Here is a 25,043-nt window from a genome sequence, read left to right as displayed (position 1 = left end):
GCGGCAACCTCGGGACATGGACGAGATCTGGGACTGTGTGGTGGTGGGCGGTGGCGCCGCGGGATTGAGTGCTGCGCTGGTGTTGGGACGTGCGCGGCGACGCACGCTGGTGGTCGATGCCGGCGCGCAGAGCAACTTGGCCGCACACGGCATCGGCGGGCTCCTCGGATTCGACGGCCGGCCTCCCGCGGATCTGTACGCGGCGGGCAGAGCCGAACTGACGGCGTATCCGTCCGTGGAGGTGCAGGCCGGTGAGGTGGTCGACGCCGAGCGTGCCGACGACGGGTTCGCCCTCTTGCTGAACGACGGTCGACAGGTGACGGCGCGGCGAATCCTGCTGGCAGGCGGGATGTCCTACGACATGCCTGCGCTGGCCGGGATGGATCGGCTGTGGGGCAGGTCGGTGTTCCACTGTCCCTTCTGCCACGGCTGGGAGGTCAGGGATCAGCCGGTCGCGGTGCTGGCCCGCGGCCCACGTGCCGTGCATGCCTCGCTGCTGCTGCGGGGATGGACCGACGACGTCGTGGTGCTCACCGACGGACCGGCGGATCTGAACGGCGAGGACCGCGCGCGACTGACCGCGGCCGGCGTGGAGATCGACGAGCGTCCGGTGGCGGGGCTGCGGATCGTCGACGACGGCCTCGACGCAATCGAATTCACCGACGGGACGAGCATCGACCGGCGCGCCCTGATGGTGACCCCGCGGCTGCGCCAGCGTTCGCCGCTCGCGGCGCGACTGGGCGTGCGGTTCCAGGAGTCACATCCCCTCGCCGAAGACGCGGTGGTCGTCGACGCGCTGCAGCGCACGTCGGTGCAAGGCGTGTTCGCCGCCGGTGACGTGTGCGTGCAGGTGCCGCAGGTGGCGGCGGCCGTCGCCGCCGGATCGCTGGCCGGCGCCTCGGTGATGCAGTCCCTGATGGCCGACGACCACGGGTTGCCGGTCCCCGAATGGAAGGAGCACGTGAATGTCTGAGGCGCAGGAGTTCTGGGACGAGCTGTACGGCGCGCGTGAACGGGTGTGGAGCGGCCGGGTGAATCCCTGGCTCGCCGAGACGGCCGAGTCGCTCCCGCCGGGTCGTGCTCTCGATCTGGGCTGTGGCGAGGGCGGGGACACCGTATGGCTGGCCGAACGCGGATGGCACGTGACGGCGGTGGACATCTCACCGACGGCATTGGAACGTGCGACCGGCGCCGCAGAGGAGGCCGGGGTGTCGGCGCGTGTCGACTTCCAGCGTCACGACCTGCTGGAGAGTTTCCCCGACGGCGAGTTCGACCTGGTGTCAGCGCAGTTCCTGCAGTCACCCCTGGAATTCGACCGCGACACCGTGTTGCGTCGCGCAGTCGAGGCGGTCGCGTCGGGCGGGCTGTTGATCGTCGTCGACCACGGTGCGGCGCCACCGTGGGCGCACGAGATGGCCCGCAAGCACCGCTTCCTCTCGGTCAGTGAGGTTCTCGATCCCATCGGGCTCGATCCTGTTCATTGGCAACGGGTTCGCGCCGAACCGGTCGAGCGTTCCGCCACCGGCCCGGCCGGCGAAGCGGGGACTCTGCTCGACAACGTGATCGTCCTGCGCCGGGCGGAAGTGCAGTAGGCCGTCGCTCAGGTGGCGTCGTGGAACACCAGGCCGAGGGTGAACCGCTCGCCGGACCGGACCGTCGAGACGCCGTGGCGGACCGGCGCGGTACTCCAGCCGCGGGAAGAGCGCACCGGCCGTTCACGCGTGGTGAACACGAACCCGTGGCAGAACGGCACCGTCGTCGAGGTCCCGCGGGATTGCGCACGGGGCCGCTGCTCGAGCAGCAGGAACTCGCCACCCGTGTGGTCGACGCCGGGCTCGTTGAGACCGATCACCACCTGCAGGGGAAAGATCATGTCTCCGTACAGGTCCCGATGCAGCGCATTCCAGTCGCCGGGGCCGTATCGAAGCAGGATCGCCGTCGACCGGGTCTGGCCGGCGGCGTGGCATGCGGCCAGCCACTCGTCGAGGGTGTCGGGCCAGGGCGCCTCGCGTCCGAGCCGGGTCCACCAGTCGCGCGCGATCGGCAGCAGGCGAGGATAGAGCGCGTGTTTGAGCCGCTCGACGGGCTCGGGCAGGGGGAGGTCGAAGTACCGGTACTCGCCGCGGCCGAAGCGGTATCGGCCCATGTCGATGGTCGCGCGAAATCGCGTGTCGTCGTCGTAGGCCGCCCGCAGCGCCGTCGCCTCGGCGGGGGAGAGCAACGCGGGCAGCGGGGCGCCGCCGAATTCGTCGAGCTCCGCGGCGACTCCTAGCCAGTCCGCGGAGTCGACGCGTCGCTGCCAATCTTGTTGCACCGCATCGGCCATCAGAAGAGCCTCGCCGCCCTGAGCTCTGCCGGCTCTTCCAGGTCGAGAAGCAGCTTCTTGCGAGCGATGCCGCCGGCGTAGCCGGTCAGCCGGCCGGTCTTGCCCACCACCCGGTGGCACGGGATCACGATGCTGAGCGGATTGCGGCCGACGATCTGTCCGGCTTCGCGGGCGGTCACGCCGCCGACGGTGTCGGCCAGTTCGCCGTACGTCATCGTGGCGCCGTAGGGGATCGTGGTCAGCTGCCCCCACACCCGTCGCTGCAGGCTGTCACCGCGCGGGTCGATCGGCAGATCGAGTGCCGTGCGGGTTCCGCTCAGGTAGTCGCCTAACTGGTTGTGCGCCTCGGCCAGCAGCGGATCAGTGTCCGCGTCGACCCGTCGGCCGAAGCCGCTCCTCGCCGGCCTGGGCCAGTGCCCACGGAAGTACAAGCCGATCAACGTGTCGCCGTCGGCGACCAGCGTCAACTCGTCGAGCGGGCTGTCGATCACGGTGTGTCGGATGCTCATGGCGTCCTCCCTTCACCGAGTAGACGGTCTGGTCGTCGATTCTGTGAGACGGCGAGGTGGACGGTGTCGAGGTAGGTGTTGACGGCGATGACGACGCGGCGTGGGGATGTCACGTTGTAAGTCATGTCCGCCCCGCTTGCCCGCACGTCGCTTGTGAGACATTTCACCTGTTAGACAACCCAGGTGGGCGTCAGTCGAACCACGAGTCATCACTGGCGGCGAACGAGCAAGACCATCCTCACTCGAACCGGTTGAACAGAATCATTGTCGTACCCCTCTGCCATAATCGAATGTATGTTCGATCCGGCGCAGGCAAGCTTCGACCAGGTGCTGGCCGTGACGCGTCCGGAGTCGGTCGAGGCACGCGAACTGATAATCGCCGTGGTGGTGGCGGCGCGTCGGGAGAATCAGCAGGCCGCGGCGCGGTTGACCGCGATCGGTGAGTTGTATGCGGTGCGGTTCGCCGAGCGCGATGAGCTCAGCGACCAGTGGGCCGTGGACACCGAATCCGCGGTGGCCGTCGAGATCGGCGCGGCACTGAACATCGCCTACGAGCGGGCCAAGGATCAGGTCGGCCTCGCTCGCGGGCTGCGTGAACGCCTACCGTTGGTGGCGGCGGTGTTCCGCGCCGGTGAGTTGACCCTCGACATCGTCGACACCCTGCTGCACCGCACCACGTTGATCACCGACCCCGCTGTCTTGACCCACGTCGATGCCACCTTGGCCGGTGCGGCGGCCCGGTTGATGAGGCTGAGCTACGGCCAGGTCTGCGGGTATGTCGACCGGATCATCGCCACCCACGATCGGGATGCGGTGCGGCGCCGCCAGAAAGCCGCCGACGAGCGTGAGGTGTGGGTCATCGACGGCCTGGACGGGATGAGCAGTTTCGGCGGCACCATGCCCACCGCCGGGGCCCGGGTGTTCGACAACCGCCTCGACGCGCTCGCCGACACCGTCTGCCCCGATGATCCGCGCACCAAGAAGCAGCGCCGCGTCGACGCCATCGAAGCCATCGCCAAGGGCGCCGACCACCTGGGCTGCCGATGCGGCACCCCCGACTGCCCGAACAAGAACGCGATCGCCGCCCCCTTCGTCATCCACACCATCACCGGCCCCAACACCGACGCTGACAGCGGGGATGCCGCCGAGGATGCGAACACCTCGGCCGACACGTCGGTCGACACCACCGACACTGATACCGAGGCCACCGCCCGGGACGCTTCTGTCGCTGATTCGGTGGCGAGCCTGGTGCACAACGACGGCCTCCTGCCGCCTGAACAGCTCGCAGGCTTGGCCGAGCACGCCACCATCCGGCCGCTCATCCACCCCGGCGACGCCGCCCCCGAACCGCGCTACACCCCGTCGCGCAACCTGGCGGAGTTCGTGCGGTGCCGCGACATGGGTTGCCGATTCCCCGGCTGCGACGTGGCGGCCTTCAGCACCGACATCGACCACACCATCCCCTACAGCCAAGGTGGGCCGACTCAGGCGTCGAACCTCAAATGCCTGTGCCGCCTGCACCACCTGATCAAAACGTTCTGGGGCTGGCACGACCAGCAACACCGCGACGGGACGGTCATCTGGACCAGCCCCGCCGGGCAGACCTACACCACCACACCCGGAGCGGCGCTGCTCTTCCCGCACCTGTGCACCCCCACCGCCGCAGCCATCATCACACCGCGGACAGGGGACCCGTGCGGTGATCGCACCGCGATGATGCCCACACGGCAACGCACCCGAGCCCAGAACAAAGCCGCCCGCATCGCCGCCGAACGCCAAGCCAACCGTGAACACCGCGAAGCCCGCCGACAAGCCCGCCGACAAGCACTCGACAAACTCTTCGCCCCCAAGCCACCACCCCAACCCGGCGACGAACCCCCACCCTTCTGACGTGGAGTGATGTTTCGTCGAGGGGCAGGGTGAAGCGGCGGGCCCGCCGTTCTAGGCGAGTTGGGTGACGCGCACGCTGTTACCGGACGGGTCACGGAAACCCGAGTCGATGCCGTAGGGCATCGGGTGTGGCTCCTCAGTGAACTCGACGCCACGCGCGCTCAGCCGCTCGAAAGCTCCCTGGCAGTCGTCGGTGGTGAGGAACACCGTTCCCGCGAACCCCTTGGCCGTCAGGTCGAGCACCTGCGACCGCGTGGCGTCGTCCATCACCGGCGCGCCGGGCACCGCCATCAGGACGATCGACACGTCGTTCTGTCCCGGCGGTCCGACGGTCAGCCAGCGGAACGGCGTGTCGATGTCGGGCAGTGAAACATCTTCGCGCACTTCCATTCCGACCTGCTCGGTCCAGAATTTCAACGCGACTTCCTGATCGTGGACCCACAGGTGGGCACTGGCGATTCTCATCATGGGCACGACGCTACGGCCGGGCCGCGCCGCTCGTCTTCTCCCCGTGTGCTGTCTTGACGCGGCTGTCCGCGGGCGGCCGGGTGTCGCGGCGCAGAATGCAGCTGGGCACTCTGGCGCGCAGTGCGGCGGGCGGCAGCGAGGCCCGGTAAGCGGCCGGCGGCCTGCCGTACACCCGCGCGAAGCTGGTGGTGAACGACCCGACGCTGTGTAGGCCGACCATCACGCAGATGTCGGCCACCGAGCGGTCGGTGTAGCGCAGCAGCGCCGCGGCGCGTTCGAGCCGCCGCGTCTGAAGGTAGCTTCGCGGCGACTCACCGAACGTCCTGGTGAACATGCGGCTGAAGTGCGCCCGGGACAGCCCGGCGGCGGCAGCGAGGTCGTCCACCGTGATCGGCTCGGCGTAACGCGCGTCGACCAGATCTTTCGCGCGCATCAGGTAGCGGGCCGGCGGCACCTGCGGCATAGCGGTAGAGGTTACTCCCGGGGGAGTATCTTGTTGAGGCGGACGAGTTGGCCGGGCGGCCGCGTGCCGTAGCGATACGGCCCGAGGAAAGTCCGGACTTCACAGAGCAGGGTGATTGCTAACGGCAATCCGAGGTGACTCGCGGGACAGTGCCACAGAAAACAGACCGCCACCCTCGCGGTGGTAAGGGTGAAACGGTGCGGTAAGAGCGCACCAGCATCCCGGGTGACCGGGGTGGCTAGGCAAACCCCACCCGAAGCAAGGCCAAGAAGGCCGCACCTGGTGCGGTCGCGCAGGCGTCCGAGGGCTGCTCGCCCGAGCCTGCGGGTAGGCCGCTCGAGGCACCCGGCAACGGTGTGTCCAGATGGATGGTCGCCGCCCGGTCTCACCGACCGGGAACAGAATCCGGCTTACAGGCCAACTCGTCCGCCCCCCGGCAGCACGCCGACAGTCAGTCGGCCTTGCGTACCGCCTTGTGGAGCTTGTCGAGCGCGTCGCCGAGCTGTTCCTCGGCCTCCTTCGCGACGGCGTCCTCATGGGCGAAGAGCAAGCCGTAGGTGAAGGTGTCCTCGCCCGCGGCGTGCGCGGCATCCGCCTGCTGGTGCAGGTGCACCCGGCTGACCACGCTGTCCTGATGGTCGCCCAGCAGGGACTGCACCGCCTTGGCGCGCTCGGCCACCTTGCCCTCACCGGTCGCCGCGGCCGTGTAGCGCAGCCGCTTGGCGCGCTTGCGGATCTTGTGGAGGGCCTCGTCGCGCTCGGCTTCATCGGCGTCGGACTCGGCGACCGCCCTGGCCTTCTTGGTGGCCTTCTTCACCTTCTTGTAGGCCGAGTCGATGGAGACCGGCACGAGTTCCTCACCGGGCCGGGGCGCCGGAGGTTCGGCGGCGACCAGTCCGTCGAGCGCGTCGAGCAGCCGGAAGTAGCGCTGCGAGCGCATGGCGATCAGCGACCGCCGAAGCCCAGCGTCGTAGCGCTTCTTCGCACCCTCCACCAGCCGCTCGCGGACCGGTCCGCGGACCAGCTCGGCCGGCAGCTCGTCGATCGCCTTCTCGTACTTCTCGGCCAGCACCTCCGCGTCGCGCGCCACGCCGAGGACAGCGGCGAGCTGCTTGAGCTCGTCGAGGATCCACGCGTCGTCGGAGATGCCGAACGCGCCTTCCGCCGACTGCAGCAGGCTGCGGATCTTGCGGGTCACCACCCGCATCTGGTGCACCGAGTCGTACACGTCCGCGCGGACGGCCCGATCCCAGATCACCAACTCGTCGACCTGCTCGGCCACCGCCGCGTGGATGGGGTCGACCGCCCGCTCGTCGCCGTCGGCGTCCGCCGGCTCGCCGCCCGAGGTGTCGAGCACGCGGGCCAGCTTCGATCCGTGCCCGGCGGGCGTCGCGCCCGCGTCGAACAGCCGGTTGGCCAACCGGTCCAGCAGCTCCGAACCCGCGCGGCCGTCGTCGACAGCGCCTTCGACGAGTTCGAGTTCCCACTCCCGCCAACGCTGTTCGTCGCCGTCCTGACCCGCGGTCGCCGTCACCTGGTCGTCGCAGAACTCGGCCAGTGGCGAATCGTCGGGGCCGAACAGAAGATCGACGGTCCGCTCCGTGGAGATGCGGGCGACGGGCGCCAGCGGCCGGTCCCGCACGACCGCAAGAACCACGTCGCGCAGCGACTCTGGCACGGTGTCGACGTCGTCCAGCGGTTGCCTGACCTCGGTCCTGGCGTCCGGCCCGGCGGGCAGCTTCAGATGCCAGCCGGCGTCGTCGCCCCCGGTGCGCCGGCGCAGCGTGACGCGATGGGCCGCGAGGTCGCGGTTCGGGGTGTCGAAGTAGACGGCGTCGAGATGCTGGATCGGCAACCGCTCCACCCGTGACACCGCCGACAACCCCGCGAACGACGGCGACACCGTCGATTCGGTCACCTCGAACTTGCGCTCGACCTCGGTGTGGCGCGAGGTCTTCTTCGAATCCTTCTGTGCCCCGGCGGAGCTGTCGGCCATGGGTGCATTGTCCTTTCGGGGGCGAAGGCGGGTCTGAACGGCAGGTGGCCACAATGCCACACGAAGGTGAATCACCCGCTCCGCGCGACCGGCTCCCACGCTGGGCGGACGCCGCGGATACAGTCCGGGGTGTGACCGAATACGACGCCATCACCTTCTCCCAGGACGGCGCCGTCGCGCGCATCGGCCTGAACCGGCCCGACGCCGCGAACGGCATGAACGACACGATGACTCGCGAACTGGCCGACGCCGCCAAGCGCTGCGACACCGCGTCGGTCAAGGTGGTGGTGCTCACCGGGTCGGGGAGGTTCTTCTGCGCCGGTGGTGATCTCAAGTCGTTCGCGTCCGCGCCCAGCCGAGGCGCGTACATCAAGGGCGTCGCCGACGACCTGCACCGGGCCATCTCCACGTTCGCGCGCACCGACGCGGTGCTCATCACCGCCGTCAACGGCACCGCCGCAGGCGCCGGATTCAGTCTGGCGATCACCGGTGATCTGGTACTGGCCGCCGAGTCGGCGACGTTCACGATGGCCTACACGAAGGTGGGTCTGAGCCCCGACGGCAGCTCGTCGTACTACCTGCCCCGGCTGGTGGGACTGCGCAAGGCTCAGGAGCTGATGCTGACCAACCGGACCCTGACCGCGGCGGAGGCGGTGGATTGGGGCCTGGCCACCGAGGTGGTGCCCGACGCCGAACTCGGCGAGCGCGCCACCGCTCTGGCCGAGAAGGTGGCCGCCGGTGCGCGCGGGTCCGGCGGAGGCGTCAAGTACCTGCTGCTGAACTCGTTGAAGAACAGCCTCGAGGAGCAGATGGAACTCGAGGGCCGGCTGATCGCCGACCGCGCCGACTCCGCCGACGGGCGCGAAGGGGTCGACGCGTTCCTGGCCAAGCGCCGCCCCGAGTTCGCCTAGAAGCTGTGCTCCTCGGCGGGGAACACGCCGGATGCCACCTCGTCGGCGTACTGCGTTGCGGCACGGCGTAGTTCATCGCCGACGCTGCCGAACTGCTTGACGAACTTGGCGGTCCTGCCGTTGGTGAGACCTGCCATGTCCTGCCACACCAGCACCTGCGCGTCGCAGCTGGGTCCGGCGCCGATCCCGATCGTGGGGATGGTCAGCTTGCCGGTGATCTGGGTGGCGAGTTCGGCGGGCACCATCTCCATGACGACGGCGAACGCCCCGGCCTCCTGCACGGCGATCGCGTCGTGGATCGTCTGATCGCCCGCGTCGCCGCGGCCCTGCACCCGGAAGCCGCCGAGACCGTTGACGCTCTGCGGGGTGAACCCGATGTGCGCCATCACCGGGATACCGGCGGCGGACAGCGTGGCGATCTGCTCGGCGACGCGTTCACCGCCCTCGAGCTTCACCGCGTGCGCGCCGGTCTCCTTGAGGAACCGGGTGGCGGTCGCCAGCGCCTGCGCCGGGCCGGCCTCGTAGCTGCCGAACGGCAGGTCGGCCACCACCAACGCGTGCGGTGCGCCCCGCACCACACCACGAACCAGGGGGATCAGTTCGTCGACGGACACCGGGACCGTCGTGTCGTATCCGTAGACGACGTTGGCGGCCGAGTCACCGACCAGCAGGACCGGGATGCCCGCGTCGTCGAAGACCCGGGCGGTGGAGTAGTCGTAGGCCGTCAGCATGGCCCACTTGTGGCCCTCGGCCTTCCATTTGTGCAGATGATGCGTGCGGACCTTGGTCCGTGGCTTGGGCTGTGAATCGCCATCGGCGGTTCCCGTGGCAGCACCGTAGACAGTCTGCTCAGACATCGTTGTCCCTCGTGGTGGTCGTTTCGATCCTCGAGGCCCGACAGGGTCCCCGGGTTCGGCTGACGAGTTCAGTGTGCCACCATGCGCTGCCCAGGTGAACCCTGGGTTAAGTGGACTTTCTCACACGCCGGCATCGGGGCGTCCTACGCTGGCCACATGCAACGCCTCAGCGGACTCGACGCCAGCTTCCTGTACCTCGAAACCGCACAGCAGCTGCTGCACGTCTGCTCGATCCTGGAGCTCGACACCACGACGATGCCGGGCGGTTACACCTTCGACAAGCTGCGTGACGCGTTGTCGAAGCGGATCGAGTCGATGCCGCAGTTCCGGGAGAAGCTCGCCGACAGCAGGTTCAACCTCGACCACCCGGTGTGGGTGGAGGACAAGGACTTCGACGTCGACCGGCACCTGCACCGGATCGGGCTGCCGCCGCCGGGCGGCCGTTACGAGCTGTCCGAGATCCTCGGCCACATCGCCTCGCTGCCGCTGGACCGGGCCCGGCCGCTGTGGGAGAAGTGGGTGATCGAGGGCATCGACGGCACCGACGCCCGCGACGGCGGGAAACTGGTGGTGCTGACCAAGGTGCACCACGCCGCCGTCGACGGCGTCACCGGCGCCAGCCTGATGTCGCAGCTGTGCAGCACCGAACCGGACGCGGCCGACCCCGAGCCCGTGCAGGGCGTCGGCGGCGGGAACCAACTCGAGATCTCCGTCAACGGGGCGATCAAGTTCGCCACCCGGCCGCTCAAGTTCGTCAATGCGCTGCCGAGCACCGTCAACACCGTGCTCGACACCGTCAAGCGCGCGCGGGCCGGCCAGTCGATGGCCGCCCCGTTCGCCGCACCGCAGACGCCGTTCAACGCCAACGTCACGGGCCACCGCAACATCGCGTTCGCCCAACTCGATCTCGACGACGTCAAGAACGTGAAGAACCACTTCGGGGTCAAGCTCAACGACGTGGTGATGGCGCTGGTGTCCGGCGTGCTGCGCAAGTTCCTGCTCGATCGGGGACAGCTGCCGGACAGCACGCTGATCGCGATGGTGCCGGTGTCGGTGCACGACAAGTCCGACCGGCCCGGACGCAATCAGGTGTCGGGCATGTTCTCCCGACTCGAGACCAACGTCGAAGACCCGCTGGAACGGATCAAGGCCATCTCCGACGCCAACTCCGTTGCCAAACAGCACAGTTCGGCGATCGGTGCCACGCTGCTGCAGGACTGGACCCAGTTCGCCGCGCCCGCGGTGTTCGGTGCGGCGATGCGGGTCTACGCCGCGAGCAGGCTGTCCGGCGCCCGGCCGGTGCTCAATCTCGTGGTGTCCAACGTTCCCGGCCCCCAGGTGCCGCTGTATTACCTGGGGTGCGAGGTCGGCGCGATGTACCCGATCGGCCCGGTCTTCCACGGCGCCGCGCTGAACATCACGGTGATGTCGCTCAACGGCAAGCTCGACGTCGGCCTGGTGTCGTGCCCCGAACTGCTGCCCGACCTGTGGGACATGGCCGACGACTTCGCGCCTGCACTCGAGGAGCTCCTCGACGCCACGCGCTGAAGCCGCCCGGCAGCCGCCTCGCCAGCACCGATGGTCGGTCATGGCAGCATGTGGAGCCATGAGACATCGCATGGGGGTCGTCGCGGCCGCCGCGGCCCTGCTCCTGGTGGCGGGCTGCAGCAACGTCGTCGACGGACGTGCGGTTCTCGCCGTGCCGCGGCCGGGTACGCCGGTGCAATGGGTGCTGTGCCAGGGCTCCGCGCCGTCGGGTGAATCCCGGATCCCGCCGGACGCCGAGTGCGGTCTGCTGTCGGTCCCCGTCGACTACTCCAAGCCCGACGGCGACGTCGCCCGGCTGGCGATGATCCGGTTCAAGGCCACCGGCCCGAACCGGATCGGCTCGCTGGTGATCAACCCCGGCGGACCCGGGGAGTCGGGCGTCGAGGCGGCCGTGTCGACGCTGCCGTCGATCCCCGACTCGGTGCGCGAGCGGTTCGACCTGGTCGGTTTCGATCCGCGCGGCGTCGCCTCGTCCTCGCCCGCGGTGTGGTGCAACTCCGATGCCGACAACGACCGGTTGCGAGCCGACCCACAGGTCGACTACACCCCCGAGGGCGTCGAGCACATCGAGAACGAGACCAAGGCGTTCATCCAGCGATGTGTCGACAAGTCCGGTGAGAACTTCCTGGCCAACATCGGAACGGCAAATGTCGCACGCGATCTCGACGCGATCCGGCAGTCCCTCGGCGACGAGAAGCTGACCTACCTCGGCTACTCCTACGGCACCCGCATCGGGTCGGCCTACGCCGAGGCCTTCCCGGACAAGGTGCGGGCGATGATCCTCGACGGCGCGGTCGATCCGAACGCCGACCCCATCGAGGCCGACATCCGTCAGGCCGCCGCCTTCCAGAAGGCGTTCGACAACTACGCCGCCGACTGCGCCAAGTCCCCGGACTGTCCGCTCGGCACGGACTCCGCCAAGGCCGTCGAGGTGTACAAGAGCCTGGTCGACCCGCTCGTCGAAACACCCGCCAAGACCGATGACCCGCGCGGGCTCTCCTACAGCGACGCGATCGTCGGCACCATCATGACCCTGTATTCGCCGAATCTCTGGCGGCACCTCACCACCGGGCTCACCGAGCTCAAGCAGGGCCGTGGCGACACGATGCTGATCCTCGCCGACCTCTACATGCGCCGCGACGCGACCGGGCGCTACAACAACTCGACCGACGTGCGAGTGGCGGTGAACTGCGTGGACCAGCCGGCCGTGAAAGACCGGGAGAAGATCATCGAGGAGGACCGCAGGCTGCGCGAGGTGGCGCCGTTCATGAGCTACGGCGATTTCACCGGCAACGCCCCGTTGGGCACCTGCGCGATGTGGCCGGTGCCGCCGACCAGTGAGCCGCACGAGATCTCGGTCAGCGGCCTGCCGCCGGTCCTGGTGGTCTCCACAACCAACGACCCCGCCACGCCGTATCAGGCCGGGGTGGACCTGGCCCGTCAGCTGGGCGGCACACTGGTGACGTTCGAGGGCACCCAGCACACCGTGGTGTTCCAGGGCAACAGCTGCGTCGACGACATCGCGGCGACCTACCTGGTCGACGTGAAGGTGCCGCCGGCCGACACCCGTTGCCGCTGAGCGGGTCACAGCCAGGTCACCGTTTCGTACCGGCCGCAGACCTGCCCCGGTCGGCCGTGCGAACATGAGCGCCATGTGGCGGGTCGGACGGCGGTCGTTGACGGCTGCGCTCGTGCTCGTCATGCTGCCCACCCCCGGCGTCGCTCCCGCGCTGGCCAGCCCCGAGGGCCAGGCCACCCAGGCCTACGGACAGCCGCCGGTATGGGGTGGCTGTGCCGACATGCTCGGCGACGTCAGCCGCATCCCGACCGCGCAATGCGGCCGGGTGGCGGTACCCGTCGACTGGAACAATGCGGCGAATCCACAAGCGGCACAAGCGCAATTGGCCGTCATCCGCGTTCCGGCCCGCGGTGAGCGCATCGGTGTGCTGATGGTCAACCCGGGCGGTCCCGGCGCCTCGGCCGTCGACGTCGTCGCAGGTATGGGCGCCGCGCTGGCGGACACCGAGATCGGCCGGCGGTTCGACCTGGTCGGCTTCGACCCGCGCGGTGTCGGCCATTCGACGCCGGAACTGCGGTGCCGCACCGACGCGGAGTTCGACGCCTACCGCCGCGAACCGATGGCCGACTACAGCCCGGCCGGCGTCGCGCACATCGAAGGGCTCTACCGACAGCTCGCCCAGCAGTGCCTCGACCGGATGGGCGCACAGTTCCTTTCCGGGGTGGGCACCGCCTCCGCGGTGCGCGACATGGACGCCGTCCGTGGCGCGCTCGGCGAGCAACAACTGAACTATCTCGGGTTCTCCTACGGCACCGAAATCGGCGCCGGCTACGCCGAACAGTTCCCCGACCGGGTGCGGGCCATGGTGCTCGACGGGGCGGTGGACCCGAGCCTCGACCCGACCACCCGCAACCTTCGCCAGTTGGCCGGCTTCCAGCGGGCGTTCGACGCCTACGCCGCCGACTGCGCGACATCGGCCGGGTGCCCGCTCGGCACCGATCCGGCGCAGTTCGTCAACCGCTACCACCAACTCGTCGACCCCCTGGCCCAGCGCCCCGCCCCGACCCCAGACCCGCGCGGACTTGGCTACCAGGACGCCATCACCGGCACCGGCAGCGCGCTGTACTCGAAGCGCTTCTGGCCCTACCTCACCAGCGGTCTGCTCGGTCTGGCCCGCGGCACCGACCCCGGTGACCTGCTCGTGCTGGCCGACGAGTACCAGAAGCGCGATCGCGCCGGCCACTACGGCAACCAGCAGGATGCGTTCACGGCGATCCGCTGCGTGAACTCCGCGTACCCGACCGACCCAGCGGCGTGGGCCGACATCGACCGGCAGGCCCGCCTGGCCGCGCCGTTCCTCGCCTACGGGTCGTTCACCGGGTTCGCCCCCCGCGACATCTGCGCGATGTGGCCGGTGTCGGCGACGTCGACGCCGCATCCGGCCGTGAGCCCCGGTCCCGGCAAGGTCGTCGTGGTCTCGACGACCCGTGATCCGGCGACGCCGTACGAGGCGGGCGTCGAGCTGGCACGGCAGATGCAGGCGTCGCTGATCACCTTCGACGGCACCCAACACACCGTGGTGTTCAACGGCGATGCCTGCGTCGACACCGCCACCCTCCGGTTCCTCGTCGATCTGCAGGCCCCTCCGGCCGGTTTGACTTGCTAGATCTAGCAGCGGCGTAACACGGATTTAACAGCCGGAACCTACGCTGCGAACATGGATCGCCAGAAGGAATTCGTGCTGCGCACGCTGGAGGAACGCGACATCCGCTTCGTCCGGCTGTGGTTCACGGATGTCCTGGGATACCTCAAATCCGTCGCCATCGCGCCTGCCGAACTCGAGGGCGCGTTCGAAGAGGGCATCGGCTTCGATGGATCCTCGATCGAGGGCTTCGCCCGGGTGTCGGAAGCCGACATGGTGGCCCGCCCCGATCCGTCCACCTTCCAGATCCTGCCGTGGGCCGACAGCTCCGAGAAGCACCACTCGGCACGGATGTTCTGCGACATCACGATGCCCGACGGCTCGCCGTCGTGGGCCGACTCGCGCCACGTGCTGCGCCGCCAGCTGGCCAAGGCCAGTGACCTCGGCTTCTCCTGCTACGTGCACCCGGAGATCGAGTTCTTCCTGCTCAAGCCCGGCCCCGACGACGGCACCCCGCCGGTGCCGGCCGACAACGGCGGCTACTTCGACCAGGCGGTGCACGACTCGGCGCCGAACTTCCGCAGACACGCCATCGACGCGCTCGAGCAGATGGGCATCTCCGTCGAGTTCAGCCACCACGAGGGCGCACCCGGGCAGCAGGAGATCGACCTCCGTTACGCCGACGCGCTGTCGATGGCCGACAACGTGATGACGTTCCGCTACGTCGTCAAAGAGGTGGCGCTCGGTGACGGCGTGCGTGCGTCGTTCATGCCCAAGCCGTTCGCCGAGTACCCGGGGTCGGCCATGCACACCCACATGAGCCTCTTCGAGGGCGACACCAACGCGTTCCACAGCCCCGAGGACGCGCTGCAGCTCTCCGATGTGGCCAAGTCGTTCATCGCGGGCATCCTCGAGCACGCCACCGAGATCAGCGCCGTCACCAACCAGTGGGTGAACTCCTACAAGCGGCTGGTACACGGCGGTGAGGCGCCCACCGCGGCGTCCTGGGGCGCGGCGAACCGGTCCGCACTGGTCCGGGTGCCGATGTACACCCCGCGCAAGGCGTCGTCGCGGCGCATCGAGGTGCGCAGCCCCGATTCGGCGTGCAACCCCTACCTGACCTTCGCGGTGCTGCTGGCCGCGGGTCTGCGCGGAGTGGAGAAGGGCTACGTGCTCGCACCGCAGGCCGAGGACAACGTCTGGAGCCTGACGCCGGAAGAACGCCGCGCGATGGGCTACCGCGAGCTGCCGTCCAGCCTCGGCGTCGCGCTCGCCGAGATGGAGAATTCCGAGCTGGTCGCGGAAGCATTGGGGGAGCACGTCTTCGACTACTTCCTGCGCAACAAGCGCTCGGAATGGGAGACCTACCGCAGCAACGTCACGCCGTACGAGCTGAGGACCTACCTGTCGCTCTAGCGACGTCCGGCCACCTGCGGCGGTGCGATACCGTCGTCAACGTGGCCAAACCCGTGACCGACCGACCGAAGCTGCCCAGCCCGGGCCGCCTCGGTCTGGTGCAGGAACAGGCGGCGGCGAATCTCGACCGGTTGGGCTGGACCACCGACGCCCACGTGGAGCTCCTGTGGTCGCTGTCGCGGGCCCCCGACGCGGACACCGCACTGCTGGCGATGGTCCGGCTGGCCGACGCACTGGATGACCGGTGGACCGAACTCAACGGCGCGCTGCTCAAGGACAAGGGCCTGCGTGGGCGGCTCTTCGGCGTGCTGGGCGCCTCGCTGGCGCTGGGCGACCACCTCATCGCCAATCCGCAGTCGTGGCATCTGCTCGAGGGTGCCGTCACGCTGCCCTCGGCGTCGCAGCTGCGGGACGAGTTCGCCGCGGCCGCCGAGAACATCAGCGACACAACCACTGCCGCAGCCCCGCTACGCCAGCTCTACCGGGACAGGATGCTCGTGCTGGCGGCGCTCGATCTGGCGTCGACGGTGGAGAACGAACCCGTGCTGCCGTTCGTGGCGGTGGGGGAGCACCTGTCCGACATGGCCGACGCCGCCCTGGGCGCGGCGCTCATCGTGGCGACCCGGTCGGCCTGCGGATCCGGGCCCGCCCCGCGGCTGGCGGTGATCGCGATGGGCAAATGCGGTGCACGCGAACTGAACTACGTCAGCGACGTCGACGTCATCTTCGTCGCCGACGAGGCCTCGGCGCTGGCCATCCGGGTGGCCGGGGAGATGATGCGGCTTGCCGCGGACGCCTTCTTCGAGGTGGACGCCGCGCTGCGGCCGGAGGGCAAGCACGGCCAGCTGGTGCGCACCCTCGAGTCGCACGTCACCTACTACCAGCGGTGGGCCAAGACCTGGGAGTTCCAGGCGCTGATGAAGGCCAGGCCCGCAGCAGGCGACGCCGAGCTGGGCCGGGAGTACATCGAGGCGCTGACGCCGATGGTGTGGACGGCGTGTGAGCGGGAGGACTTCGTGCCCGAGGTGCAGGCGATGCGCCGACGGGTGGAGGAACTGGTGCCTGCGGGGGTGCGGGCCCGTGAACTCAAGCTCGGCACCGGCGGCCTGCGCGACGTCGAGTTCGCGGTGCAGCTGCTCCAGCTGGTGCACGGCCGCAACGACGAGTCCCTGCACGTGGCGTCGACGGTGGATGCGCTCGCGGCGCTGGGCACCGGCGGCTACGTCGGGCGCGACGACGCCGCCAACCTCACCGCGTCCTACGAGTTCCTGCGGCTGCTCGAACACCGGCTGCAGCTGCAACGGCTCAAGCGCACCCACATGCTGCCCGAGTCCGGCGACGACGAGGCGATGCGCTGGCTGGCACGGGCGGCGCACATCCGGCCCGACGGCCAGCACGATGCCCTCGGAGTGCTGCGCGAGGAACTCAAGCGGCAGAGCCTGCGGGTGTCGCGGTTGCACGCGAAGCTGTTCTACCAACCGCTGCTCGAGTCGGTCGGCCAAGACGCCCTGGGCATTTCGGCCGGGCTCAGCACGAAGTCGGCCGAACGGCGGCTCGCCGCGCTGGGCTACGAGGGGCCGCAGAGCGCACTGACCCACCTGGCGGCCCTCACCGGTGGCGGCGCCCGGCGCGCCCGGGTGCAGCAGGTGCTGCTGCCGACGCTGCTGGACTGGCTGTCCGACACCCCCGACCCGGATGCCGGGCTGCTGTCCTATCGGCGGATCAGCGAGTCGCTGGCCGAGGAGCGGTGGTACCTGTCGACGCTGCGTGACGAGGGCGCGGTCGCGAAGCGGCTGATGCGGGTGCTCGGGGTTTCGGCCTACGTCCCCGAACTGCTCATGCGGGCGCCCGAGGTGATCCGGCTGTACGCCGACGGCCCCAACGGCCCGAAACTGTGCGACGTCGAACCCGACGGAATGGCCAAGGCGCTCATCGCCTCGGCGGGCCGCCATCCGGACCCGGTTCGTGCGATCGCCGCCGCACGGACACTGCGCCGGCGCGAACTGGCGCGGATCGCGTCGGCCGACCTGCTGGGCATGCTCGAGGTGACCGAGGTCTGCAAGGCGCTGACGGCGCTGTGGCTCGCGGTGCTCCAGGCGGCGCTGGAGGCGGTGATCCGGGCGAACACGCCGGACGACGGACCACCCGCGCGGATCGCTGTCATCGGTATGGGCCGGCTGGGCGGCGGCGAGTTGGGTTACGGGTCGGACGCCGACGTGATGTTCGTCTGCGAACCGCACGCCGGTGTCGAGGAATCCGTCGCGGTGAAATGGTCGGTGAACATCGCCGAACAGGTCCGGGCGCTGCTCGGAACGCCGAGTGCGGACCCGCCGCTCGAGGTCGACCTCGGCCTGCGGCCCGAGGGCCGCAACGGACCGCTGGTCCGCACGCTGGCCTCCTACACCGCGTACTACACGAAATACGCCCAGCCGTGGGAGGTTCAGGCGCTGCTGCGGGCGCACCGGGTGGCAGGTGACCTCGAACTCGGTGAACAGTTCCTGTTGATGATCGACGGCATCCGGTACCCGGCCGACGGCGTATCGGCCGCGACGGTGCAGGAGATCCGGCGGATCAAGGCGCGGGTGGACGCCGAACGGTTGCCCCGCGGCGCCGACCCCAACACCCACACCAAGCTCGGCCGCGGCGGGCTCGCCGACATCGAGTGGACGGTGCAGCTGCTGCAGCTCCGCTACGCGCATCGCATCCCGGCGCTGCACAACACCTCGACGCTGGACTCGCTGAACGCGATCGGCGCCGCGGAACTGATCGCCGAAGGCGACATCGACCTGCTCCGGCAGGCCTGGTTGACCGCGACGCGGGCCCGCAACGCTTTGGTGCTGGTGCGCGGCAAGCCCACCGACCAGTTGCCCGGGCCGGGCAGGCAGCTCAACGCGGTGGCGCTGGCCGCCGGCTGGGACAACGACGACGGCGGCGAGTTCCTCGACAATTACCTGCGCGTGACACGTCGCGCGAAGACCGTGGTGCGCAACGTGTTCGGAGGTTGATGTGGATTTCTTCTTCGAGTCGATGAGTGCGGAGGAACACGACCGGCTGCGTGCTCTGCACGAACCGCTGACGCAGTCGGTGCGGCGACTCATCGAGGCGAGCATCCGCACCGGGGCGGATGACGAGACCGTCGTCGAGGCGCGCCGGGCGATCGACGCGGTCAGTTCGATGCTCGAAGAGCAGGAACGCGACCAGACGCCGCGGATGCGGCACGCCGACACGGGACGGCCGGTGGTGTGGGCGAATCCGGTTGTCGGCATCCGCAATGCGATGGCGCCGCCGCTGATGATCGAGCAGGACGCGGACGGACGCTGCTGGAGCGAGTTCGCGTTGGGCGCGCCGTACGAGGGGCCGCCGGGGTGGGTGCACGGCGGCGTCTGCGCGCTGGTGCTGGATCAGATTCTCGGCGAGGTGGCCAGCGACGGCCTGACCAAACCGCTGTTCACGGGGACGATCACGCTGAAGTATCTGCGCGGCACTCCGCTGGGGGCGCTGCGCGCCGAGGCGTGGATCGACCGGGTGGACGGGTTCAAGACCTACGCCCGCGGCGAGTTGCGGGATGCCGACGGGGTGACCGTCGAGGCCGAAGGGGTGTTCATCATGCCGGCCTGGGCGCGGGAAGCCGGGTGAGGTTCTACGTCAGCTCGGCGTTCCTGGAGTCCCGCGAGGTCATCGAGATCGCCCGGGCCGCAGACGATCTCGGCTACGACGGGATGGGGATCCCGGACCACGTGGTGAACCTGGAGACACTGAAGACGCCGTACCCCTACACCGATGACGGCAGCAGGCGGTGGAAGCCGTTCACCCACTGGCCGGACCCGTGGGTGCTGGTCGGGGCGTTGGCCTCGGTCACCGAACGCCTGCGCTTCGTCACGACGGTCTACATCCCGGCGATGCGTGATCCGTTCTCGGCGGCCAAGGCGATCGGCACGGCGGCGTACCTGGCCGACGGGCGGGTGGAACTCGGTGTCGGCGTGGGCTGGTGCGAGGAAGAGTTCACGCTGCTGGGGCAGCGGTTCGACCGGCGCGGCAGGCGCACCGACGAGATGCTCTCGTTGTTCCGCGCGCTGTGGCAGCCGGGGTGGAACGAGTTCTCCGGAGAGTTCTACTCGGCGCCGCGTCTGGAGATGGAACCGACGCCGCCGCACATCCCGATCTACGTCGGCGGATTGAGCGATGTCGCGCTGCGGCGGGCGGCCCGTCACGACGGTTGGATCGGTGACCTCATCTCCACCGACCACGCGATCGCGTCGGTGGACAAGCTGCGTGCACTGCGCGCGGAGAACGGGTTGACGATGGACGGCTTCACCGTCCTCACCCCGCTGACCGATGCATTCACCCCCGAGCACTACGCCCGGGCCGAGGCCGCAGGCATCACCGGCATCATCACGATGCCGTGGATGTTCTACGCCGGCCCGCAGGCGTCGCTGGCCGAGAAGATCGACGGAATGAAGCGGTTCCGCAAAGACCTGGGCTGAGTCTTACAGCTACGGCAAACAGCCGTGTCGTTCGATTCGCGGCCACGAGGCGGGTGCGGGACCCGTGGAGTCCGAACCGACCGCTCAGCCCCACCCGGAAAACGATCTTGAGCTGGTGGTTTTGCGGCGCGGATGGAAAGGCTCGCGGTTCGTGATCGGGGTCGGCACGCCGAAATCCTTCCCAGCAGGGCATTCGCCCTCCGCGGCGGGGGGCCGGTGGTGGCAAATTCATTGATATCGCGAGCATGCCGTCGAGTGGTGCCCGGAAGGGCTAGGTGCGGCGAGTCGCAGCCCGTACGCTCCGTCTGATCCTGAGAGCAAGCTGAGAACACCATCCGGTGCGTCCGCAAGCCGAAGGCCACTGGAGGGGAAGCACCATGGACGCCGCGAAGCGACGCACTGGCCGGTACACCGCAGCACCGACGATGTACGCGCGGTACATCGGGCGAGTCGGCGCGCTGGCCGTCGCTCTCGGGGTCGGGGCGGCCGTTGCCACCACTCCGGGTGTCGCCTGGGCAGAGGAGACGACGACGTCGAGCGACTCCGGGTCTGCGCCTTCATCGAAGAGCGAGGCCGACACGTCCGACGAGAGCCAAGACGACGCGCCCCGCTCGGCGCAGGACGCACGGGACGCCATCGAGAAGCGGATCGAGAAGCGCATCGACCGTGCGACGGACGCGGTCCGGAAGATCGTCACAGGTGTGGCGAAGAGTTCCGGCGATGCGATCACCGCGACGCAGCGCCTCGGTGAACGGCCCACTCGCACCAAGCCGGTCGCGACCGAGCCGGTCGCGGCCGACCCGTCCGAGACCGAGCAGAGCAAAGGTCTGGGTGCGCAGCAGGAACGTGCGACGAACGGGCCCTCGACACCCGCAGTCTCGGCGCCGCCTGCTCTCACAGCGACGCAGTCCGCGCCCAGAACACCGGCGCCACAGGTGTTGTCGCGCCGTCTGAGCGCCGCGATCACCGACAACCGGCCGCCGGCGGCCACCCTGGACGGCGCGTTGCAGCGGGTGCGCGAGTCGGTTGTCACCGGCGTCGACTCGGTTGCCGGACCCCAACAGCAGGCGTCGGTCGTCAACGAGATCACCTCGGTTGAGCAGCAGCGAATCTCAGAACCGGTCAGGGCGTCGTTGAGCGTGGTGACGCGGGTGCTGTCAGCCGCGCTGGCCCCGTTCCTCGGTGCCGGGACTCCCGGTCAACCGGTGCCGCAGAATCCGGTGCTGTGGGGAGTGCTCGCGTGGGTGCGTCGCCAGGTGCAGACGAGCTTGCTCAACGACTCGCCGACCATCACCTCCTCCACGCAGGGTCAGTCGATCGACCCGACGTCGGGGAGTCCGGTGGTCACCGGTTCGGTGGAGGTGGACGACGACGACAGCGACGAGTTCACCTACACCGACAGTGACGGCGCCCAGGGCGGCACCGTGGTCGTCGACGACGAGGGGAACTGGACCTACTCGCCGCCGACGACGTGGAACGCCAACGGGACAGAGCCGTTCACCGACAGTTTCACCATCACGGTCAGCGACGCCGACGACGGGCCGCACCTGCACGGCCTGGCAGCCCTCCTCCGTCCCGACGGCGGACACACTGCCACGACGCAGACCATCAACGTCACGGTCCAACCGGGAGCCGGCACGGTGGATCCCGAAACGGTCGTCGATCCCGTCACCGGGAAGTCGACGACGCCTGTCGGCCCGCTGTCGCCCGAGAACGACGAACTGGTCCGCAACAACCTCGACGACTACATCGGGAAGAAGATCCCCGCCGAATACGGCACGGCGACGATCACCGGGTACGACCCGGCCACCCGGAAGTTCACCGTCGAGTACACGCCCGACGCGAACATCCGCATCGGCGGCTATACGGCGGAGCCGCCCACCCCGCAGACCTTCCAGTCGCTCAATGCGTTCCGCAGCATGCGATCCACCAGCACTCTCGCCGCAGCACTGGCGCCGACCACCGACACCGTCACGATCACGGTGGGCGAAGGGACTGACGCGCAGACGTTCACGATCACCGTGCCGATCACCCAGGCGCGCCTGCGCACCGAGAACGACGCGATCACCGTCGGCACGGCACCGCTGTCGCCAGTGCTCTACGGTGACCGGCTGTTCGTGCTGAGCAACCGCGACAGCACGATCACCGTCATCGACACCAGCACGAACACGGTCATCGACACGGATCCGATTGCAGCCGGCACGAATCCCATTGCCACCGGCAATGCCGTCAGCATGGTGGCGTCGGGCGGCCGACTCTATGTCAGCGAGAGCGGCGGCACGCTGCGGGTGTTCGAGATCGACGCGGACGACCCGAGCGAGAACTACACCCAAGTCGACGTCGACCCGTCGACGGCTGCCATCGACACGATCCAGACCGGCAAGCAGACGAACTTCCTTCCCCAGAGCCTGGCCGTCAACGGCACCGGCACCCGGCTGTACATGCTCAACAACGACCGGACGGTCTCCGTCGTCAACATCGACCCCGCCGACGCCGACGCCGACGGCTACGGGACGGTTCTGCCGAGCCAGCAGATCGCACTCGCGGGAGTCAACACCCCGTCGGGACTGGTCGTCGCCAACGACAAGCTGTACGTCACGGACGTCGGCGCGGGTAACGTCCGCGTCTTCGATGTCAGGCAGGGCACCGCGGGGTATGGCCAGCCGGTCGGGGCGCCGATCCAGGTCGGCGCCGCTCCCTACGGGATCTTCAAGACTCCGGCCGGCGCCACCCACCCCGACCTCTACGTCGTGAACGCCACCACCAACTCGGTATCCATCATCGACACCGCGACGGACACCGTGGTCGCCACCGTGCCCGTCGGAGCGCTGCCGACCGGCGTCGCCTTCAGCCCCGACGGCAGCCTGGCCTATGTCGCAGGCGCCGACAACTTTTCGATCATCGACACGAGTTCCCGCCAGTTCGTGCTGACCACCGCCACCGATGGCAGTCCCGACGGGCAGCCGTTCGACTACGTGGTGGCCACCGAGGATCACATCTACCTCACCGATCAGTACCTCGTGTCGCCCGCCGCCGGGGGCACCCTGAACAACCAGCTGACCGTCGTGTCCTTTTTCGCGGGTGAGAACCTCTCGGCGCCGGCGATCACGTCCACGAGCGTGCAGGGCGCCAATCCGAACTCCGGTGCGGTCCCGGTCATCGTGCGCGCCACGGATGTCGACGGCGACGCGCTCAGCGTCCTCGTCACCCAACCCGCGAACGGGCGGGTGAAGGTGACCCCGAACGCCGACGGCAGCTACACCGTCACCTACACCCCGGACGGCCAGGCCCGTCTGGATGCGTACGCCAGTGACGACCCGATCACCGAGACGTTCGTCGTCACCGTGACCGACGGGCAGCGCACCGACTCGACCGACGTCACGGTCACGGTCAGCCCGGCGGAGGCCGCAGTGACCGAGACGCGGGACCCCGTCGACGGTTTCGCCCTGCTACGGGGAGCCACGCTCGGGCCCGACGGCAGACTGCGGCTGATCGTTCTGCGGCCCGGCAACATCGCTGATTCGCAAGCCGGCTACACCGTCGAACTGGTCGACGTCGGCGGTCCCGGAGATCCGATCATCCTGCGTGACGAAACCGGCAGTTACTCGAACGCGGTCAACCCGGATGCCGACGACGTCGCGGTGGACGACAACGGGAACACCTACGTGCTCGACGACGCCACCGGAACGGTCGCCGTCTACAACGGCGGCGCAGCAGGCACGCCGATCACATTCGGCGACGGCCAGCCGGTGAGCCTGTTCGCGGAGGACGACGGCAGCAGCGTCTACGCCATCGTGCTCAACAGGATCTACGACTCGGGCGTGGGGACGTCGACCCTCGAGGTGTCCGTCGTCGACCTCACCAGCGGCAACCAGGAAATCGGTTCCTATGTCGTCGACAACTTCAACGGCGACGACGAGCGTTATGCCGAAGGTGCCGTCGCGAACGACGGCACCGTCTACGTCACCAATTACTCCGACAGCACCGTCACAGTCATCAGCGGTGGTACCGCGAGCACAGTGCCGGTCACGGGGGGCAGGCCCGTTGGAGTCGCCGTCGACAAAGTCAGCGGAACCGCGTACGTGGTTGTGACGCAGCAGATCAATCCTCAGCTGACGTCGACCTCGGTCGTGAAGATCTCCGGCGGCACGGCATCGACGCTGGCAGCCAACATCTCGACCACTCCGACCGCGTATTCGAGTCTGACGAGCTCCGACATCGCGGTGAGCCCGGACGGCACACGGATCTACGTCACCAACCCGACAGACGCCTCGCTGACGGTCATCGACGCCGCAAGCGGGACGGTACTGCCCGGGATCAAGGTCGGGGAGCTGATCCTCGGCGAGTACCCGCAGCGGATCCTGTTCGCCCCCGACGGCAGCGCTGCGTACGTCGTGGACCGCGCGGGGACAATCTCCGTCGTGACGTTCGCCGACGAGGCGACGAACCTGTAGTCAGTACCGGTTACGGCGGAAGCGGCTGAGCAGCCCGCCTCGACGCACGGGTGCGGCGGCAGGAGTGCCCGCAGGTGCGGCCGTGCCGGTCACCACCCGCCCGCGCCGCACACCGGAGCCACCGCCGACGCGCCGGCGCGCATCGACCGACCAGGCGCCTGCGCCGAGTCCGGCGATCGCCAGGAAGCCGAAGCAGTACAGCAGCGCTGTCTCGCCGCCGTTCACCGTCGGCCAGAACGACGCCGACGGCCCCTCGAGCGGCGGCCAGTGGTACCAGAAGTACGCCACCGCCATCTCACCCGAGGCGATGAACGCCGCGATGCGGGTGAAGAACCCGACCGTGATCAGCAGGCCGAGAACGAATTCGAGCAAGCCGGCCCACCACGCCGGCCACGCGCCGACCTCGATCGGCATCGGCGAGGCAGCGGGCCAGTCGAACAGTTTCTGGGTGCCGTGCAACGTGAACATCAAGCCGGCCACGATGCGGAAAACGCTCAAGAGGGGAGAGGAGTAACCCGCGAGCCGAGAGTCGAAGTTGGTCGCCATGGCGGAGACTTTAC

At 68.9% G+C, this 25,043-nt stretch carries 18 protein-coding genes, 1 other RNA gene and 1 pseudogene; 13 read left to right on the top strand and 7 right to left on the bottom strand.

The window, feature by feature from the left end:
* Positions 1-16 precede the first annotated feature (16 nt).
* Both ACPCHZ_RS14955 and ACPCHZ_RS14950 read left to right on the top strand, forming a co-directional pair.
* On the top strand, positions 17-973 hold the full coding sequence (locus ACPCHZ_RS14955) for an NAD(P)/FAD-dependent oxidoreductase (protein WP_423485462.1): 957 nt from the start codon (positions 17-19) through the stop codon (positions 971-973).
* Positions 966-1,592, top strand: a complete 627-nt coding sequence (locus ACPCHZ_RS14950; RefSeq protein ID WP_423485461.1) for a class I SAM-dependent methyltransferase — start codon at positions 966-968, stop codon at positions 1,590-1,592. Before ACPCHZ_RS14955 ends, ACPCHZ_RS14950 begins: the two co-directional genes overlap by 8 nt.
* An 8-nt stretch (positions 1,593-1,600) precedes the next feature.
* On the opposite strand, the gene ACPCHZ_RS14945 is transcribed toward ACPCHZ_RS14950, so the two are convergent.
* Both ACPCHZ_RS14945 and ACPCHZ_RS14940 read right to left on the bottom strand, forming a co-directional pair.
* Positions 1,601-2,326, bottom strand: a complete 726-nt coding sequence (locus ACPCHZ_RS14945; RefSeq protein WP_423485460.1) for a 2OG-Fe(II) oxygenase — start codon at positions 2,324-2,326, stop codon at positions 1,601-1,603.
* Entirely contained in the window at positions 2,326-2,835 is a 510-nt protein-coding gene (locus ACPCHZ_RS14940; protein WP_423485459.1) for a methylated-DNA--[protein]-cysteine S-methyltransferase, read from the bottom strand. The genes ACPCHZ_RS14945 and ACPCHZ_RS14940 overlap by 1 nt, the downstream gene beginning before the upstream one ends.
* A 294-nt stretch (positions 2,836-3,129) precedes the next feature.
* On the opposite strand from ACPCHZ_RS14940, the gene ACPCHZ_RS14935 reads away from it, so the two are divergent.
* On the top strand, positions 3,130-4,725 hold the full coding sequence (locus ACPCHZ_RS14935) for a DUF222 domain-containing protein (RefSeq protein WP_423485458.1): 1,596 nt from the start codon (positions 3,130-3,132) through the stop codon (positions 4,723-4,725).
* Between the two features lie 51 nt (positions 4,726-4,776).
* Here the strand turns inward: ACPCHZ_RS14935 and ACPCHZ_RS14930 are convergent, their stop codons facing one another.
* Positions 4,777-5,193 (bottom strand): VOC family protein, encoded by a 417-nt coding sequence (locus tag ACPCHZ_RS14930; RefSeq protein ID WP_364981275.1) that lies wholly within the window; start codon positions 5,191-5,193, stop codon positions 4,777-4,779.
* 10 nt (positions 5,194-5,203) lie between these two features.
* The gene (locus tag ACPCHZ_RS14925; protein WP_364981272.1) at positions 5,204-5,656 is read right to left on the bottom strand and encodes a helix-turn-helix transcriptional regulator; all 453 of its coding nucleotides are present in this window, start codon (positions 5,654-5,656) and stop codon (positions 5,204-5,206) included.
* A gap of 43 nt (positions 5,657-5,699) precedes the next feature.
* On the opposite strand from ACPCHZ_RS14925, the gene rnpB reads away from it, so the two are divergent.
* Positions 5,700-6,085, top strand: an RNA gene (rnpB, locus tag ACPCHZ_RS14920) — RNase P RNA component class A.
* 22 nt (positions 6,086-6,107) lie between these two features.
* Here the strand turns inward: rnpB and ACPCHZ_RS14915 are convergent.
* Positions 6,108-7,652: a CHAD domain-containing protein gene (locus ACPCHZ_RS14915; RefSeq protein ID WP_423485457.1), complete on the bottom strand. Its 1,545-nt coding sequence runs from the start codon at positions 7,650-7,652 to the stop codon at positions 6,108-6,110.
* Between the two features lie 131 nt (positions 7,653-7,783).
* On the opposite strand from ACPCHZ_RS14915, the gene ACPCHZ_RS14910 reads away from it, so the two are divergent.
* Positions 7,784-8,563 carry an enoyl-CoA hydratase/isomerase family protein gene (locus ACPCHZ_RS14910; RefSeq protein ID WP_423485456.1) on the top strand — a complete coding sequence of 260 codons (780 nt, stop codon included), beginning with the start codon at positions 7,784-7,786 and terminating at the stop codon, positions 8,561-8,563.
* Here ACPCHZ_RS14910 and panB read toward each other — a convergent pair.
* Positions 8,560-9,420, bottom strand: coding sequence for a 3-methyl-2-oxobutanoate hydroxymethyltransferase (panB, locus tag ACPCHZ_RS14905; RefSeq protein WP_423485455.1), 861 nt, complete (start codon positions 9,418-9,420; stop codon positions 8,560-8,562). The two genes, ACPCHZ_RS14910 and panB, sit on opposite strands and share 4 nt — an antisense overlap.
* A 156-nt stretch (positions 9,421-9,576) precedes the next feature.
* On the opposite strand from panB, the gene ACPCHZ_RS14900 reads away from it, so the two are divergent.
* The 8 genes from ACPCHZ_RS14900 to ACPCHZ_RS14865 all read left to right on the top strand — a co-directional run bounded on the left by ACPCHZ_RS14900 (position 9,577) and on the right by ACPCHZ_RS14865 (position 24,483).
* Positions 9,577-10,968, top strand: coding sequence for a WS/DGAT/MGAT family O-acyltransferase (locus tag ACPCHZ_RS14900; RefSeq protein ID WP_423485454.1), 1,392 nt, complete (start codon positions 9,577-9,579; stop codon positions 10,966-10,968).
* Between the two features lie 58 nt (positions 10,969-11,026).
* Positions 11,027-12,547, top strand: a complete 1,521-nt coding sequence (locus tag ACPCHZ_RS14895) for an alpha/beta hydrolase (RefSeq protein WP_423485453.1) — start codon at positions 11,027-11,029, stop codon at positions 12,545-12,547.
* A gap of 64 nt (positions 12,548-12,611) precedes the next feature.
* Entirely contained in the window at positions 12,612-14,153 is a 1,542-nt protein-coding gene (locus ACPCHZ_RS14890) for an alpha/beta hydrolase (RefSeq protein ID WP_423485452.1), read from the top strand.
* A gap of 51 nt (positions 14,154-14,204) precedes the next feature.
* Entirely contained in the window at positions 14,205-15,545 is a 1,341-nt protein-coding gene (locus ACPCHZ_RS14885) for a glutamine synthetase family protein (protein WP_423485451.1), read from the top strand.
* A gap of 41 nt (positions 15,546-15,586) precedes the next feature.
* Positions 15,587-18,550, top strand: coding sequence for a bifunctional [glutamine synthetase] adenylyltransferase/[glutamine synthetase]-adenylyl-L-tyrosine phosphorylase (locus ACPCHZ_RS14880; RefSeq protein WP_423485450.1), 2,964 nt, complete (start codon positions 15,587-15,589; stop codon positions 18,548-18,550).
* Position 18,551: 1 nt separating this feature from the next.
* A complete protein-coding gene (locus tag ACPCHZ_RS14875; RefSeq protein WP_423485449.1) occupies positions 18,552-19,181 on the top strand; it encodes a PaaI family thioesterase in 630 nt (209 codons plus the stop codon).
* Positions 19,178-20,029, top strand: a complete 852-nt coding sequence (locus tag ACPCHZ_RS14870; RefSeq protein WP_423485448.1) for a TIGR03619 family F420-dependent LLM class oxidoreductase — start codon at positions 19,178-19,180, stop codon at positions 20,027-20,029. Before ACPCHZ_RS14875 ends, ACPCHZ_RS14870 begins: the two co-directional genes overlap by 4 nt.
* A gap of 377 nt (positions 20,030-20,406) precedes the next feature.
* On the top strand, positions 20,407-24,483 hold the full coding sequence (locus tag ACPCHZ_RS14865; protein ID WP_423485447.1) for an Ig-like domain-containing protein: 4,077 nt from the start codon (positions 20,407-20,409) through the stop codon (positions 24,481-24,483).
* A 126-nt stretch (positions 24,484-24,609) separates the two neighbouring features.
* Here the strand turns inward: ACPCHZ_RS14865 and ACPCHZ_RS14860 are convergent.
* Positions 24,610-25,029 (bottom strand): annotated as a pseudogene (locus tag ACPCHZ_RS14860) (DoxX family protein); the annotation flags it as partial.
* Positions 25,030-25,043: the final 14 nt, after the last annotated feature.

The organism is Mycobacterium sp. NPDC050041 (assembly GCF_049541695.1).
Taxonomy (GTDB): domain Bacteria; phylum Actinomycetota; class Actinomycetes; order Mycobacteriales; family Mycobacteriaceae; genus Mycobacterium.
The sequence above is the reverse complement of the archived record's forward strand: the minus strand, read 5'-3'. Positions and strand labels throughout refer to the sequence as shown.

Excerpts from the sequence above, each read along its gene's own strand:
- ACPCHZ_RS14955 (WP_423485462.1), top strand. The coding sequence starts at position 17 with ATGGACGAGATCTGGGACTGTGTGGTGGTGGGCGGTGGCGCCGCGGGA.
- ACPCHZ_RS14950 (WP_423485461.1), top strand. The coding sequence starts at position 966 with ATGTCTGAGGCGCAGGAGTTCTGGGACGAGCTGTACGGCGCGCGTGAA.
- ACPCHZ_RS14945 (WP_423485460.1), bottom strand. The coding sequence starts at position 2,326 with ATGGCCGATGCGGTGCAACAAGATTGGCAGCGACGCGTCGACTCCGCG.
- ACPCHZ_RS14940 (WP_423485459.1), bottom strand. The coding sequence starts at position 2,835 with ATGAGCATCCGACACACCGTGATCGACAGCCCGCTCGACGAGTTGACG.
- ACPCHZ_RS14935 (WP_423485458.1), top strand. The coding sequence starts at position 3,130 with ATGTTCGATCCGGCGCAGGCAAGCTTCGACCAGGTGCTGGCCGTGACG.
- ACPCHZ_RS14930 (WP_364981275.1), bottom strand. The coding sequence starts at position 5,193 with ATGATGAGAATCGCCAGTGCCCACCTGTGGGTCCACGATCAGGAAGTC.
- ACPCHZ_RS14925 (WP_364981272.1), bottom strand. The coding sequence starts at position 5,656 with ATGCCGCAGGTGCCGCCGGCCCGCTACCTGATGCGCGCGAAAGATCTG.
- ACPCHZ_RS14915 (WP_423485457.1), bottom strand. The coding sequence starts at position 7,652 with ATGGCCGACAGCTCCGCCGGGGCACAGAAGGATTCGAAGAAGACCTCG.
- panB (WP_423485455.1), bottom strand. The coding sequence starts at position 9,420 with ATGTCTGAGCAGACTGTCTACGGTGCTGCCACGGGAACCGCCGATGGC.
- ACPCHZ_RS14900 (WP_423485454.1), top strand. The coding sequence starts at position 9,577 with ATGCAACGCCTCAGCGGACTCGACGCCAGCTTCCTGTACCTCGAAACC.
- ACPCHZ_RS14895 (WP_423485453.1), top strand. The coding sequence starts at position 11,027 with ATGAGACATCGCATGGGGGTCGTCGCGGCCGCCGCGGCCCTGCTCCTG.
- ACPCHZ_RS14890 (WP_423485452.1), top strand. The coding sequence starts at position 12,612 with ATGAGCGCCATGTGGCGGGTCGGACGGCGGTCGTTGACGGCTGCGCTC.
- ACPCHZ_RS14885 (WP_423485451.1), top strand. The coding sequence starts at position 14,205 with ATGGATCGCCAGAAGGAATTCGTGCTGCGCACGCTGGAGGAACGCGAC.
- ACPCHZ_RS14865 (WP_423485447.1), top strand. The coding sequence starts at position 20,407 with ATGGACGCCGCGAAGCGACGCACTGGCCGGTACACCGCAGCACCGACG.